General features: G+C 61.6%; 15 protein-coding genes. 10 read left to right on the forward strand and 5 right to left on the reverse strand.

From position 1 onward, the window contains the following. From J2T60_RS00235 to hisC, 5 genes are all read left to right on the forward strand, one after another. The gene (locus J2T60_RS00235) at nt 1–240 is read left to right on the forward strand and encodes a BolA family protein (RefSeq protein ID WP_253443773.1); all 240 of its coding nucleotides are present in this window, start codon (nt 1–3) and stop codon (nt 238–240) included. Between the two features lie 28 nt (nt 241–268). Beyond that, the gene (gene murA / locus J2T60_RS00240) at nt 269–1528 is read left to right on the forward strand and encodes a UDP-N-acetylglucosamine 1-carboxyvinyltransferase (RefSeq protein WP_253443776.1); all 1260 of its coding nucleotides are present in this window, start codon (nt 269–271) and stop codon (nt 1526–1528) included. Between the two features lie 117 nt (nt 1529–1645). Continuing rightward, on the forward strand, nt 1646–2317 hold the full coding sequence (hisG, locus tag J2T60_RS00245; protein WP_253443779.1) for an ATP phosphoribosyltransferase: 672 nt from the start codon (nt 1646–1648) through the stop codon (nt 2315–2317). Then, a complete protein-coding gene (hisD, locus tag J2T60_RS00250) occupies nt 2314–3618 on the forward strand; it encodes a histidinol dehydrogenase (RefSeq protein WP_253443782.1) in 1305 nt (434 codons plus the stop codon). Before hisG ends, hisD begins: the two co-directional genes overlap by 4 nt. Beyond that, complete coding sequence (gene hisC, locus J2T60_RS00255; RefSeq protein WP_253443784.1) at nt 3615–4691, forward strand: histidinol-phosphate transaminase; 1077 nt, start codon at nt 3615–3617, stop codon at nt 4689–4691. The genes hisD and hisC overlap by 4 nt, the downstream gene beginning before the upstream one ends. A 12-nt stretch (nt 4692–4703) precedes the next feature. Here hisC and J2T60_RS00260 read toward each other — a convergent pair whose 3' ends face one another. Beyond that, entirely contained in the window at nt 4704–5831 is a 1128-nt protein-coding gene (locus J2T60_RS00260) for a trypsin-like peptidase domain-containing protein (protein WP_253443786.1), read from the reverse strand. A gap of 384 nt (nt 5832–6215) precedes the next feature. On the opposite strand from J2T60_RS00260, the gene petA reads away from it, so the two are divergent. The 5 genes from petA to J2T60_RS00285 all read left to right on the forward strand — a co-directional run bounded on the left by petA (nt 6216) and on the right by J2T60_RS00285 (nt 10149). Beyond that, nucleotides 6216–6806 carry a ubiquinol-cytochrome c reductase iron-sulfur subunit gene (gene petA, locus J2T60_RS00265; RefSeq protein ID WP_253443809.1) on the forward strand — a complete coding sequence of 197 codons (591 nt, stop codon included), beginning with the start codon at nt 6216–6218 and terminating at the stop codon, nt 6804–6806. Further along, nucleotides 6803–8200, forward strand: coding sequence for a cytochrome b (locus J2T60_RS00270; RefSeq protein ID WP_374728474.1), 1398 nt, complete (start codon nt 6803–6805; stop codon nt 8198–8200). The genes petA and J2T60_RS00270 overlap by 4 nt, the downstream gene beginning before the upstream one ends. Beyond that, nucleotides 8197–8955 (forward strand): cytochrome c1, encoded by a 759-nt coding sequence (locus J2T60_RS00275; protein ID WP_253443813.1) that lies wholly within the window; start codon nt 8197–8199, stop codon nt 8953–8955. Before J2T60_RS00270 ends, J2T60_RS00275 begins: the two co-directional genes overlap by 4 nt. 39 nt (nt 8956–8994) lie before the next feature. Continuing rightward, nucleotides 8995–9615: a glutathione S-transferase N-terminal domain-containing protein gene (locus J2T60_RS00280; RefSeq protein ID WP_253443817.1), complete on the forward strand. Its 621-nt coding sequence runs from the start codon at nt 8995–8997 to the stop codon at nt 9613–9615. Nucleotides 9616–9702: 87 nt separating this feature from the next. After that, on the forward strand, nt 9703–10149 hold the full coding sequence (locus J2T60_RS00285) for a ClpXP protease specificity-enhancing factor (RefSeq protein ID WP_253443819.1): 447 nt from the start codon (nt 9703–9705) through the stop codon (nt 10147–10149). A 28-nt stretch (nt 10150–10177) separates the two neighbouring features. Here J2T60_RS00285 and J2T60_RS00290 read toward each other — a convergent pair whose 3' ends face one another. The 4 genes from J2T60_RS00290 to J2T60_RS00305 are packed head-to-tail and all read right to left on the reverse strand — an operon-like array spanning nt 10178 to nt 14471. After that, nucleotides 10178–11572 carry an FAD-binding oxidoreductase gene (locus J2T60_RS00290; RefSeq protein WP_253443821.1) on the reverse strand — a complete coding sequence of 465 codons (1395 nt, stop codon included), beginning with the start codon at nt 11570–11572 and terminating at the stop codon, nt 10178–10180. 42 nt (nt 11573–11614) lie between these two features. Then, nucleotides 11615–12208, reverse strand: coding sequence for a phosphoheptose isomerase (locus J2T60_RS00295; protein ID WP_253443823.1), 594 nt, complete (start codon nt 12206–12208; stop codon nt 11615–11617). Nucleotides 12209–12228: 20 nt separating this feature from the next. Continuing rightward, the gene (locus J2T60_RS00300; protein WP_253443825.1) at nt 12229–12588 is read right to left on the reverse strand and encodes a YraN family protein; all 360 of its coding nucleotides are present in this window, start codon (nt 12586–12588) and stop codon (nt 12229–12231) included. After that, on the reverse strand, nt 12585–14471 hold the full coding sequence (locus J2T60_RS00305) for a penicillin-binding protein activator (protein WP_253443827.1): 1887 nt from the start codon (nt 14469–14471) through the stop codon (nt 12585–12587). Before J2T60_RS00305 ends, J2T60_RS00300 begins: the two co-directional genes overlap by 4 nt. Between the last annotated feature and the right edge of the window lie 122 nt (nt 14472–14593).

Below are 14593 nucleotides of genomic sequence, written 5' to 3' on the forward strand. Positions count from 1 at the left end.
ATGGATCCCCAGGCGGTTAAATCCCTAATCGAGGCGGGCATGCCCGAGGCTCAGGTGGAGGTGCGTGGTGAAGACCATACCCATTTCGAGGCGATCATCGTTTCGCCGGTCTTCGAGGGCAAGCGCACCCTCCAGCGCCATCAGATGGTCTACAAGACCCTGGGCGAAAAAATGGGCCGTGAAATCCATGCCTTGTCCATGCAGACATTGACACCCGAGGAAGCCCGGCCGGCCTCCTAAGCACCTCCCGTAATAAGGAATTTCGATTTTGGATAGATTGCTCATTCACGGCTCGGGGCCCCTGGAAGGCGAAATTCGTATATCCGGGGCCAAGAACGCCGCTTTGCCTATTCTCTCCGCCACCCTGTTGGCGGACGGCCCCATGACCGTGGGTAATGTACCGCATCTGCACGATGTCACCACCACCATTGAATTGCTCGGTGGCATGGGTGTGGAAGTGACCATTGATGACCGTATGCGGGTGGCGGTGGACCCCCGGTCCGCCAATCGTTTCTATGCGCCCTATGAAATGGTCAAGACCATGCGGGCGTCGATTTTGGTTCTGGGCCCCTTGCTGACCCGTTTCGGTGAAGCCACGGTATCTTTGCCCGGGGGCTGTGCCATCGGCAGTCGGCCGGTGAATCTGCATATCGAGGGCCTGCGGGCCATGGGTGCGGATATCCGGGTGGAGAACGGTTATATCCTGGCCAAGGCGGATCGTCTCAAGGGCGCGCGCATTGTGCTGGACACGGTCACCGTGACCGGTACCGAGAACCTGATGATGGCCGCTTGTCTGGCCGATGGGGAAACCATCATCGACAATGCTGCTCGCGAGCCGGAAGTGGTGGACCTGGCCAACTGTCTGATCCGGATGGGCGCCAAGATCGAGGGCGCCGGCACCGATACCCTGCGTATTACCGGGGTGGAGCGCCTGGACGGCTGTGAATACAACGTCCTGCCGGATCGCATCGAGACCGGGACCTATCTGGTGGCCGGGGCCATGAGCCGGGGCCATGTGAAGTTGCGGGACACCCAGCCCCAGGTGCTGGATGCTGTACTGGCCAAGTTGCGCGAAGTGGGCGCCCGGATCGATGTGGGCGAGGACTGGATTGAGCTGGACATGCAGGGGAAGCGACCCTTGTCGGTCAATGTCCATACGGCACCCTATCCCGCTTTCCCAACGGATATGCAGGCCCAGTTCACGGCCTTGAATTCTGTGGCCGAGGGGACCGGCACCATCACCGAGAACGTCTTCGAGAACCGCTTCATGCATGTGCTGGAGATGCAGCGCATGGGGGCGCGGATTCAGCTGGAAGGTAATACCGCCATCATTTCCGGGGTCGAGCGGTTAACCGGGGCGCCGGTGATGGCCACCGATTTGCGTGCCTCGGCCAGCCTGGTGCTGTCCGGCCTGGTGGCGGATGGCGAGACCATTGTGGAGCGGATCTATCACATTGACCGCGGTTACGAATGTATTGAAGAAAAGCTCCAGCAGTTGGGTGCCCGCATTCGCCGGGTACCCGACTAGGGTCATTCCAGCACCTGAAAATGATAGCCGGCCCCCGGCGCCCTGCCGGGTCGTGAATCGGAACATTACCGTTGACCGCCGGCCAGTGTGGCCGGCCATCAAACAGAGCTGATCATCATGTCCGAGCCATTGACCATTGCCGTCTCCAAGGGACGGGTGCTCAAAGATACCCTGCCGCTATTGGCGGCGGCGGGTATCGAGTTGGCCGAGAACCCGGAGGAAAGTCGTCGCCTGATTCTGTCCACCCGGGGAGGCCAGGTCCGGATCCTCCAGGTGCGGACCAGCGATGTGCCCACCTATGTGGAACATGGGGCCGCCCATCTGGGGATCGTGGGCAAGGATGTGCTGCTGGAACATGACGGCAGCAGTTTGTATGAACCGCTGGATCTGGATCTGGCCCATTGCCGGCTGATGGTGGCCCGTCCTGTAGGTGCGGAACGCCCCGCTCGCCGTTTGCGTGTCGCGACCAAGTTTATTGCCTCGGCCCGCCGCCACTATGCCGCCCAGGGTATTCAAGTGGAACTGATCAAGCTCTATGGTTCGGTGGAGCTGGGCCCCCTGGTGGGGCTGTCGGACGAGATCGTGGATCTGGTGGACACCGGCAACACCCTGCGGGCCAATGGTCTGGAGCCGGTGGAGACCGTGGCCGACATCAGCGCCCGCCTGGTGGTCAACAAGGCTGCCATGAAGACCCGTTACCGGGAGATCCGCAGCATTGTGGATGCCATGGGCCGGGTGGTCCGGGAGCGGGCCGCGGATCGTGCCGACACCGCGGAGGGTACGGCATGAGCCTGATCAATCGCCTGGAGACAAGTGCGGCTGATTTCGATGCTCGCCTGGGTACGCTGCTGGATCGGGAAGATGCCGCCTCCCTGGCCATTGAGGAGCGGGTCCGGGAGATTGTCGCCTCGGTCCGCCGGGACGGCGATGCTGCAGTGCTGGATCTGACCCGTTCCCTGGACCGGATTCGCTGTGATTCGGTGGCCGAACTGGAGGTTCCGGCCGAGCGGTTGCGCTCGGCCCTGGAGAATCTCTCGCCGGCGCCCCGGCGTGCCCTGGAGTTCGCCGAGCGGCGTATTCGCCGCTATGCCGAGCAGCAGAAGGAGTCCGGTTGGCTCAGCGAGGACGAATTCGGCAATCAGTTGGGCCAGCGGGTGACCCCGCTGGATCGGGTAGGTGTCTATGTGCCGGGGGGGCGGGCGGCCTATCCCTCTTCGGTGCTGATGAATATCGTTCCGGCCCGGGTAGCCGGAGTGGGGGAAATCATCATGGTGGTGCCGGCCCCCGATGGCATCATCAATGATCTGGTGCTGGCGGCGGCTGCCCTGGCCGGGGTGGACCGGGTGTTCACCGTGGGTGGCGCCCAGGCGGTGGCGGCCCTGGCCTTCGGCACCGACACCATTCCCCCGGTGGACAAGATCGTGGGCCCGGGTAACGCCTATGTGGCCGGGGCCAAGCGCCAGGTCTTCGGGCGGGTGGGCATCGACAGCATTGCTGGTCCTTCCGAGGTGGCGATCTATACCGATGGCAGTCTGGATCCGGACTGGGCGGCGCTGGATCTATTCGCCCAGGCCGAGCATGACGAGCTGGCCCAATCCATTCTGATCTGTCCCGATACGGCTTATCTGGATCGGGTAGAGGCCGCCATGGAGCGTTTGATCGCGGACATGCCCCGGGCGGAGATTATCCGGGCCTCCCTGCAGGGTCGGGGCGCCTTGATCCAATGCCGGGATCAGGCAGAAGGCCTGTCAGTGGTCAACCGCATCGCCCCGGAGCACCTGGAACTGGCGGTGGCCGAGCCCGAGGCCCTATTGCCCGAGGTTCGCCATGCCGGGGCCATTTTCATGGGCCATCACAGCCCCGAGGCCTTCGGCGACTATTGCGCCGGGCCCAACCACGTCCTGCCTACCTCCGGTACGGCGCGTTTTTCCTCGCCGCTGGGCGTTTATGATTTTCAAAAACGCAGCAGCATTATCCATTGCAGTCAGCGCGGGGGGCAGGCCCTGGCCGGGCCCGCCCGTGCTTTGGCCGAGGCCGAGGGGCTGGATGCCCACGCCCGTTCCGCGGCGGTGCGGGGTGAGCCCGAATGAGTCGGGTCGCGGACTGGATCCGTCCCGAGATCCTGGCCGCCAAGCCCTATCAAGTGGCGGATGCCCGTGGCCTGATCAAACTGGATGCCATGGAGGCCCCCTCGGGGCCGCCCGCTGATGTGCAGGCCGATTGGCAGACCTGGCTGGGGGGTGTGGACTGGCATCGCTATCCGGATGGCACCGGGCAGGGAGTCAAGCAGGCCTTGAGGGCCCATTTCGAGATTGGCCCCGAGCTGGGGATTCTTCTGGGGAACGGCTCGGATGAGATCATCCAGATGCTGACCCTGGCCCTGGCCCGTCCGAGAGCAAGTCTGCTCACCCCCGCCCCCGGTTTTGCCATCTACGGCGTGGCCGCGCGCACCGCCGGCATGGCGATTCATTACCTGGCCCTGGATGAGACGGATTTTTCCCTGGATCCGGATGCGGCCATTGCCGCCATTGAGCGCCATCAACCCGCCCTGGTGTTCATCGCCAATCCCAATAATCCCACAGGCAACTTCTTTCCCCGTGAGACCCTGCACCGGCTGGCCGAGGCCACCCCCGGCTTGCTGGTGGTGGATGAGGCCTATTTTCCCCATAGCCGTGCGCATTGCCTGGACATGGCCGGGCGGCCGGATAATCTGGCGGTGATGCGGACCCTGTCCAAGGCGGGCATGGCCGGGCTGCGACTGGGCTGGCTGGTGGCGGACCCGGCCTGGATCGACGCCCTAGAGCGTATTCGCATGCCCTACAACATCAATGCGTTCACCCAGGCAGCGGCCGAGTTTGCCCTCAAGCAGCCCCAGTGGTGGCAGGCCCTGGCCGCCGAGTTGCGGGAACGCCGGGACCGCCTGGTCGAGCGGCTTGGGCAGGATGATCGTGTACAGGTCTGGCCCAGCGAGGCCAATTTCGTGCTGCTTCGGGTGCCCGATGCAGTGGCTGTATTCGAGGGGATGAAGGCCGAGGGCGTGTTGGTTAAATGCCTGCACGGCCAACATCCGGCCCTGCAACATTGCCTACGACTGACTGTGGGCAGTGAAACCGAGAACGAGCACATGCTGGCCGCCCTCGATGTGGGGCTGAGGGCCTGCTGAAGTCAGGCCGTATCAGTCGCCGCTGATCATCTGCCGATCGGCAATCACCGCATCCACCTGCATGATCTCGCCGTCGCGAATCAAGCGAATGGTGGCCACTTCCCCCGGCTGCAGGCCGGCCACCTTGTTGAGGGTGTCGTAGTAGTCACTGACGGGTTCGCCGTTAATGCGGGTGATCACGTCCCCCGGCCCGATGCCGGCCCGGGCGGCGGGCCCGCCGCGTTGTACATTGGTAATGACAACGCCCTGTTCATCCGGCGGCAGGCCGAAGGATTCCGCCAGTTCAGGCGTTAGCGGCTGCAGCTCCACGCCCAGATAGCCACGAATCACCCGGCCGTGCTCGATCAGCTGGTTCATTACACCGCGGGCCAGGTTGACGGGCACGGCAAAGCCAATCCCGCTGCCGCCGCCGTTTTCCCCCGATAGCATGGCGGTGTTGATGCCGATCAAGCGACCCCGGGTGTCCACCAGGGCGCCGCCGGAATTGCCCACGTTGATGGCGGCATCGGTCTGAATGAAATTCTCAAAGGTGGTGATGCCCAGCTGACTGCGCCCGGTGGCACTGACAATCCCCTGGCTGACGGCCTGTCCCAGGCCCACCGGGTTGCCAATGGCCAGGGCCACATCACCTACCTGCAGGCGATCGGAACGACCGAACTGGATGACCGGCAGGTTCTGGGCTGGAATCTGCAACAGGGCCAGGTCGGTTTCCGGGTCGGTCCCTACGATTTCGGCGGCCTCGATGCTGCCGTCATGAAGGGCGACCCGGATTTCTTCGGCACCCTCGATTACATGGTTGCTGGTGAGGATATGTCCTGATTCAGAGACGATCACCCCGGAGCCCAGGCTGCTTTCGATCCGGTCCCGGTGTCCGCCGGGGCTATCATCAAAGAAACGCCGCCAGAATGGTTCCGACATCATGCCGGGATGGGTTTCGCCGGGGACACGCCTGGCGGTATGGACGTTGACCACCGAGGGGGCGGAGCGCTCCACGGCCGGTGCGAAGCTTTCGATGCTGTCTCGCTCGGAGAGCAGTTCCGGCCGGAAATACACCACCACAAAGGCTGCCGCCAGGCCCAGAATCACCGATTTGGCCAGAAAATCGATCCAGGCTACCAAAGGTCCCGACGGCTTCTTCATTCCCCTGCGCTCCTCTGGCTGGCAGTCCGGCGATAATTCAGGGTCGCTAAGGTAGTCGTCCGGGCGCTGGAAGGCAAGCTGTGCCGGACTCACGGTTGTCCCGGAGCAGCCCTCGGGCGGTCATTTGGTAATATGCCACGGCGTATAGCGTCATTCCCGTCCTGGGCAGTGGCGATTTCAGGATTGAACTGTGTATAATCGCGGCTTTATTTCTGCGTTTTTGGTTCAGCGGCGTTTGTGCCCGGTTCAAGCGCCGGAAGAACGCGCTCAACTGGGTCCCGAAGGGGATTCGCCTGCGGGGCAGCCCTTAAGCCCGCGTGGCGACGTCTCTGGCGGACCAAGACGATCAAGATTCCGTATAAAGAGCTCCAGGAGATCCGGAGAATGAGCAACGGCGTTGATAAGAACAGACGTCATTTCCTCACCGTGGCGACCTCCGTGGTGGGTGGCATCGGTGTCGCCGCCATGGCCGTGCCGTTTTTTGCCTCCATGCGGCCCAGCGCCAAGGCCCGGCTGGCGGGTGCCCCGGTGGAAGTGGACGTGAGTAAGCTCGAAGATGGCGAGCGGGTAACCCTGAGCTGGCGTGGCCGGCCGGTGCAGGTGGTACGCCGGGGTGAGGAAGCTATCGCCCGGCTGTCTGAAATCCGCGATCGCCTCCGCGACCCGGATTCGGAACGTTCCGATCAGCCAGAGTATGCAACCAACGAGTATCGCTCGCTGAAGCCGGAATTCCTGGTGATGGTGGCGGTCTGCACGCACCTGGGTTGCTCCCCCCAGTTCATCCCGGATCCTGGGGATGCCGCCATGGGCAGCGACTGGCCGGGGGGCTATTTCTGTGCCTGCCATGGCTCCCGTTTCGATCTGGCGGGTCGGGTCTACCGGAATGTACCGGCGCCCACCAATATGGATATCCCGCCCCATCGCTATCCCGATGACAACACCCTTATCGTTGGTGAAGACGCAGAGGTCGCCTGATGCAGAACAAGACGAACCAGGGTGGCGGATCCGTGGCTGACTGGATCAACGACCGCCTGCCTTATCGTGAATTCATTGAAAGCCAATTGACTGGCTACTATGCCCCGAAGAACTTCAACTTCTGGTATTTCTTTGGTTCCCTGGCCCTGTTGGTGCTGGTGATTCAGATTGTCACCGGCATTTTTCTGACCATGAGCTACAAGCCCTCCGCGGAGGATGCCTTTGCCTCCGTGGAATACATCATGCGGGATGTGGAGTGGGGGTGGTTGCTGCGTTATATGCATTCCACCGGTGCCTCCATGTTCTTTGTGGTGGTCTATCTGCACATGTTCCGGGGGCTGATGTACGGCTCCTACAAAAAGCCTCGGGAGCTGCTGTGGATATTCGGCGTGCTGATCTACGTGGTTCTGATGGCCGAAGCCTTCATGGGTTATCTGCTGCCCTGGGGACAGATGTCCTACTGGGGTGCACAGGTGATCATCTCCCTGTTCGGGGTGCTGCCTTATATCGGTGAGCCCTTGACCATCTGGATTCAGGGTGACTACCTGATTTCCGACGTCACGCTGAACCGCTTCTTTGCCCTGCACGTGGTTGCCTTGCCGTTGGTGCTGATTGGTCTGGTGTTTTTCCACCTGGTCGCCCTGCGTCAGACCGGGTCCAATAACCCGGACGGCATCGAGATCAAGGAAAACCTGGATGAGAACGGCAAGCCGAAAGACGGCATTCCCTTCCATCCCTACTACACCATCAAGGACCTGGTGGGTGTGGGTGTGTTCGCAGCCGCATTCGCTGCCATCGTGTTCTTTGCGCCCACTTTCCTGGACCTGTTCCTGAAGCCGGCCAACTTTGTGCCTGCAGATCCCTTGCAGACACCCGAGCATGTACCGCCTGTTTGGTACTTTACGCCCTTTTACGCCATTCTGGCGGCCATCCCCAATCAGCTGGGTGGTTTGGTTGCCATGGGTTTGGCTATTGGCATGCTCTTTGTGCTGCCCTGGATTGACCGTCATCCGGTCAAGTCCGTGCGTTATCGGAGTGTGCTATATAAGCTGCTGCTGGCCAGTTTCGCGGCGTCCTTCGTGGCCCTGGGGTATCTGGGCTTGCAGGGGGCGGCGCCGATTTATGCGGAACTTTCCCTGCGTTTCACCCAGCTGTACTTCCTTTTCTTCATCATCTCCTGGGTGTATTCCAGTGAACGCAGTGCCAATTTCTATTACGGCGCCTTTGCCGTGATCATGGGGCTCTTCCTGCTCATGGACCTGGTGCGGGATACCCAGGCCCTGAGCTGGTGGACATTCCTGATCCCCTTGGTGCTGTGTGCGATCCTGCTGTTGCTGCCGCCCCATACTCGACTCAATGAATCCAAGCCGGTGCCGGAGAGGTTGACCTCATGATGAGAACGATCAAGAAACTGACGCTGAGTGCGCTCTTTCTGATGTTGGTGGCTCCCGGTGCCGCCATAGGGTTCGCTGACTCTGATGGTGGCTTCAAGCCCCGAGTGGCGAATAACGATGTGACCAACCAGGCATCGTTGCAGCGTGGTGCCAAGTACTACATGAACTATTGCCTGGGCTGTCATTCGATGGAGTACAAGCGTTATCAGCGGATTGCTGATGACCTGAATCTGCCGGAAGACATCATGCTGGAGAATCTCGCTTTCACCGGTGAGGAATTGTCGGACATGGTGAATATTGCTATGCCTCCGGATGATGCAGAGGACTGGTTTGGTCTGGACGTTCCGGATTTGACGCTGGTGGGGCGCAGCCGCGGTGCGGACTGGATTTACAACTTCCTCCATACCTTCTATCTGGATGAAAACACCATTACCGGCACCAATAACAAGATGCTGGAAAATGCCGCCATGCCCCATGCGCTCTGGTCCCTTCAGGGCATTCAGAAGGCAGTGTACGAAGAAGACGATGATGGTGATGAAGTCTTCGTCGGGTTTGAAATCGTCCAGGAAGGTCGTATGTCGGCCCAGGAATACGATCGCATGGTCCTGGATATCGTGAACTTCCTGGATTACGCGGGTGAACCCATTCAGACCAAGCGCAAGCGTATTGGTGTCTGGGTGTTGATCTTTATTGGTGTGTTCACCTTCCTGTCCTGGTTGCTGTACAAGGAATACTGGCGCGACATCAAAAAATGATGTCTCGCCAGCACCGAGCTGCGGCTCAGGAGTGCTCAGATGGCAGTGGCTGCCAATCGACGTTCAGTAATGACGCTATTTTCACATCCCGATTCCATTGATAGTCATCGGGTTCGTTTTGTCCTGTCGGAAAAGGGCATCAACCACGAAAAAGTATCGGTGGATGGTGGGGAGGTCCCGGAGGACCTGATTGATCTCAATCCATACCAGTCGCTGCCCACGCTGGTAGATCGGGATCTGGTGCTCCATGGGCCGGCGGTGATTATGGAATATCTGGACGAACGTTTTCCCCATCCGCCGCTGATGCCAGTGGATCCGGTGGGACGGGCCCAGGTGCGCCTTCTGGTTTATCAGACCGAGCAGGACTGGAATCGTCTGGCAGAGGTGATCGAGTCCGGTACCGCCAAGAAGGTGGAGGCCGCAAAGAAGGAATTGACCGAGAGCGTGGTGGCCGCCGATCCCATGTTCTCCGGTCAGGCCTTGGTGGAAGGTGAATTGAGCCTGGCCGACTGCAGTGTGGCGCCGGTTTTGTGGCGGCTGTCCCGTTACGGGATCAAGCTGCCGCCCAGGGCCCGGAATCTCAAGGCTTATACCGATCGGTTGTTTGCCCGGGCCTCCTTCCAGGATAGTCTGACCCCCAAGGAGCGGGATCTTTCCTGATTTCGTTTGCATCTGCCGCCTACGCCCTTGATGGTGTCGGCGGCAGATGTTTCTATCGGTTTCCCATTTTCTTGATTCGGGGTATTGATGATTTCACGCAGACCCTATCTGATTCGCGCCATGCACGAATGGATGGTGGATAACGGCGAAACCCCGCATCTGCTGGTGGATGCCGAGCGGGAAGGGGTGCAGGTGCCCATGGATTACGTTCAGAACGGCAAGATCATTCTGAACATTAGCCCCACTGCCGTGGAAGCCCTGTCCCTGGGAAACCAGGAGGTTGCCTTCAATGCCCGCTTCGGTGGTCAGCCCATGCAGGTTGCGGTGCCCAGCGAAGCGGTGCTGGCCATTTATTCCCGGGAATCGGGGCAGGGAATGCTCTTCAACGAGGAAGACGATGGCCCCACGCCTCCGGACGGTGGTGGTGACGGGCCCGGGAAAGGGGATGAGGGTGCTGACAAGGGCAAGGATGGTGATGAGACGTCCGGGCCGGGCAAGGAGAGTAAGCGGCCCAACCTGCGGGTGATCAAGTAAAACGGTGAGTCGGGGGCAATCCGCCGCCTTAATCCGGGAATAACTTGCCCGGGTTGAGGAAGCCGTTGGGATCGAACACGGCCTTGATACCCTTCATCAGGGCCAGTGACTCCGGCTCGATCTCCAGGCCAACAAATTGTTTCTTGTCGAAGCCGATGCCATGTTCGCCCGAGAGCGTGCCTCGAAGCTTCAGTACCAGCGCGAAGACTTCATTCAGGCATTCATCCACCACCGCCATCTGATCGGAATCATCTGGATCCACCAGCAGATTGACATGGATGTTGCCGTTGCCGGCGTGGCCAAAATTCACGATCAGGATCCCGTACTGCTCTGACAAGGCCTCCAGGCCGCTGACCAGGGCGCCCATCTGGGAAACCGGCACCACCACGTCTTCGTTGATCTTCTTGGGCGCGATCTTTCGCTGGGCGGGGGAGAGGGCCTTGCGGGCGGCCCAGAGGCCGCGAATTTCCTCTTCGCTGGCCGCCACTTCCAGTGACTGCAAGCCCTCGCCTTTGGCGGCGTTGGCTACCGCATTCTGGGCCTGATCCAGGCGTGCTGGGTTCCCGTCTACTTCAATCATGAGCATGGCGCCGGCATTCGCCGGTAATTCCACTTGGGCATAATCCCGGATCATGCGAATGGCCTGACCATCAATGAATTCCAGCACGCAGGGCGTCTCGGGCTGGGCCATGATCCGGGAAACCGCGCGGGCGGCGGCGGTCATGTTGTTGTAGGTGGCTCGCAATGTTCGCCGGCCCGCCGGCTTTGGCGTCAGTTTCAGGGTGGCCTGGGTGATCAGACCCAGGGTTCCTTCCGAGCCCACCAGCAATCGGGTCAGGTCGTAGCCCACCACCCCCTTGGTGGTATGCACCCCGGTATGGATGATCTCACCTTGGCCGGTGACGGCGGTCAGCCCCAGGATGTTGTCCCGAGGGGTGCCGTATTTCACAGCTCGGGGTCCGGCGGCATTGCAGGCCAGATTGCCGCCGATGCTGCAGTAATCGGCAGAGGTGGGGTCTGGTGGCCAGAAGAAACCGTATTCATCCAGGGCCCGTTGCAGGGTCCCGTTGGTGACGCCCGCCTGGACTACCGCCAGGCGGTCATCCGGATTGATCTCCAGAATGGCGTCCATCCTTTCCATGGAAATCACCAGGCCGCCGGCCAGCGGCACGGCGGCCCCCGCCGTGCCGCTGCCCCGTCCCCGCACTACCACCGGGAGTTTCAGTGTCTGGCAGGCTTGAACCAGGGCGGCGACCTCTTCGTCATTATGGGGAAAGGCCACCGCTTGGGGGCAGACATGCCGGCGGCTATTGTCATAGCCATAGGTCCAGCAGTCAGCGGGATCGGTCAGCAGGCGGTCAGGCGCCACGGCGTCAGTCAGGCGTCGAACATCATTTGGCTTTAAGACATTCGCCTGGTTCATCTGGGTATCCGCGTCATTCGCCAAGGACCGTGAGTCATGGGCTCAGTCTTCCACGCCCAGCAGACGCCGGTCCACCAGGTCGCAGAGGCAGTGGATGCAGAGCAAGTGAACTTCCTGGATTCGGGCCGTGGAGGTACCGGGAACCCGGATCTCTACATCCCCCCCTTCCAGGGTGTCGGCCATTCGACCGCCATCACGGCCAGTCAGGGCGATAACCCCCATGTCCCGTTCATGGGCGGCCTGAATGGCGCGGATCAGGTTGTCGGAATTGCCGCTGGTGGAGATGGCCAGCAGCAGGTCGCCGGATTGCCCCAGGGCCCGAACCTGCTTGGCGAAGATATCCTCGTAGCAGTAGTCATTGGCAATGGAGGTCAGGGTGGAGCTGTCGGTGGTGAGTGCAATGGCCGGCAGCCCGGGGCGTTCCATTTCAAAGCGATTAAGCATTTCCGAGGAGAAATGCTGGGCATCCCCGGCGGAACCGCCATTGCCGCAGCTCATGATTTTATGATTACTCATGAGGGCTTCTACCATTCGACTGGCGCCTTGCGCGATGGGAGCGGCCAGGGCCTCCATGGCGTCCTGCTTGGTTCGAATGCTCTGTTCGAAATTAAGTCGAATGCGTGCCTGCATATCCATGATTATCCGCCTCGATTGATTCAAAGGTCGTCCAGATCAAAGGCATCCTTCAGCCATTCGATCCGGGGATTGTCCAGGGGGCCGGCCAGGGCCAGGACATCAAAACGCCCATCCCGTTCCACCGGCAATCCCGCGAGATAGGCTTCGGCGGCCCTGGCCAGGTGCCGCCGCTTGCGAGGCCCTACAGACTCCAGGCCATCACCGTGACTGTCGTTCTCGCGGTGGCGGACCTCCACAAAGGCGACCGTCTCTCCGTCCAGCATGACCAGATCCAGTTCGGCACCGGCCAGGTGCAGATTGGACGCCAGAGTGATCAGTCCCTTGTCTTGCAGCCAGATCCGGGCCCTTTCTTCCGCGGAGTGGCCTCGGCTTCGGCTCATTCCAGCTCCAGGTCCACCGCCGCCGGTGCTTCGATCTCCTCGCTGATATCCCGGGGTTCCATGGGAACCGGAATCCCGCGCACAAACTGGGCCCAGCCGAGTTCCCGCTGAATACGGTTGTTGTCATCCAGGCTGAGCACCCCGGTCATGGCCGCCAGCGGGGGCTGAAGGGGTTCCTCGAAATTCATCAGGATCGGCACCAGGCGATAGGCATCAAAGCCCAAGGCGAAGAGTCGACCATGCTGCTCGAAGAGCTCCGGCCAAAGGCGTGCCACCCTTTCCCGTTCGGCCCGGGCATCACCGGCTTCGGCAATGCTCCAGGGCATGTCGGCGAAGCGGATACCGTCCAGATCACTGTCCGGCGCCTGCCCGGGGCGATAGACATGAGAGCTGGCATAGACCGGTACCCCCAGGGCATGATGAAAGCGCAGCTGGGGGCGTATCAGAGAGGCTTGTCCATCCTGGGCTGCCAGGAAGATGGCGTCGATATCCCCTCGTCGCCGGGGTTCGAATTCCAGACTTTCATCGATGACCTGGGCTAGTTGGCGACGACGATCCTGGCTGCGGTTCAGGCCCAGCACCCGGGTCAGGCCGCCGGAGAAATCCCGAGCTTGGGGGCGAAAGGCATCATAGTCCAGAAGTTCGCCTCCCATCTCCTCCAGGGATTCGCGAAAGGCATCCAGCATGCGGTAGCCCCACTCACTGTCTGGAATCAGCGCAATGGCCCGACCCTCGCCCTCACGGAACACCCGGCGAGCCACCTGGCGCGCCTCGGCTTCCGGCTGCAGGCCAAACTGGATCAGATCCGGCCCGCCGGCCTGCTCGTCCAGCAGATAGTTCAGGCCCAGTACGGGCACTGGCCGCTCCTCTTCCAGTAGGGCTGACAGGGCAGGGCGTGTCAGGGGCCCCACCACCAAGCCGGCCCCGTCTTCCACGGCCTGACGGTAGATTTCACCAATCCGTTCCGGGGCGTTGCCGGTGTCGTAGACGCGCACAATGGGGCGACGATCCGCCGGTTGGTTGAAATGGGCCGCCAGGAAACCGTCCCGGGCCGCTTCGGCCGGTGCACTGAAGCGACCGCTCAGGGGTAGCAGCAGTGCAATTTGCTCCGGGTAACGGAACCGTTCCCGTTGCTCCGCCAATAGTTGGTCCATCAGTTCCGTCGCCGGGTGATCCCGGTGCAGGGCGGCCCATTCTGAAACCGTTCGATCGAACTGGTCCGGGCGCTGCCAGCTCTCCTGTCCGGCTCGGGCCAGGTTCAGCCAGCCGGCCACCAGCGGCCGTCCGGCGGCGGCTTCCTGCCCGGGCAGACTGGGCAGGCCAAGCAGCCGGTCCCATAAATCCTGCAGGGCATTCAGCCGCGCTTCGCCTGTTAGCAGGTCCGCCTGGCGCTGGATATCGGCAATACCGCCGATCACATTGTCCATGGAGAAGTGGGCTTCGCCGCGGACCGCCAGAAGCGTCGGCAAGACTTCGCGGGGCACGCCTTCCTCGCGCACATCCAGCCGGGCCAGGGCCTGACGGGGGCGGTTGTCGGCCAGGTCGGCCCGGGCCAGGACAATCGCCAAGCGAAAGCGGGTCGCCCGGTCCAGCTCCGCCGGTGCCAGGCTTTCCACCAGGCTGCGGGCTCGCTCGGTCTCGCTGGCTTCGATCCAGGCTTCGGCGGCCCGGATCATCCATTCCGCCCTCTGGATCTCGTCACTGGCCCGGGCAATGTCCTCATAAATTTCGGCGGCGGCCGCCGGGTCGCCGGTGTCCCGGAGCAGCTGCGCGCTATCGCGCATCAGCTCGATTTCCTCTTCCGGTAGCGGGTCGGGTTCCACCGGGGTGGGCGCGCAGGCCCACAGTAGAACCATCAGGGCGGCCAGCAACAGCGGCAGCATCCATCGTCGAGACATTCTTGGCGGTATTGGGTGGATTGGCATATCGTGTGTGCTCTTCATGACGCGCGATCAATGGGTCATTTTATCAGCGCGCGTAACAGGAATCTTTAATGAGGCGCTTA

Source organism: Natronospira proteinivora, assembly GCF_024170465.1.
In the GTDB taxonomy this organism is placed as follows: domain Bacteria; phylum Pseudomonadota; class Gammaproteobacteria; order Natronospirales; family Natronospiraceae; genus Natronospira; species Natronospira proteinivora.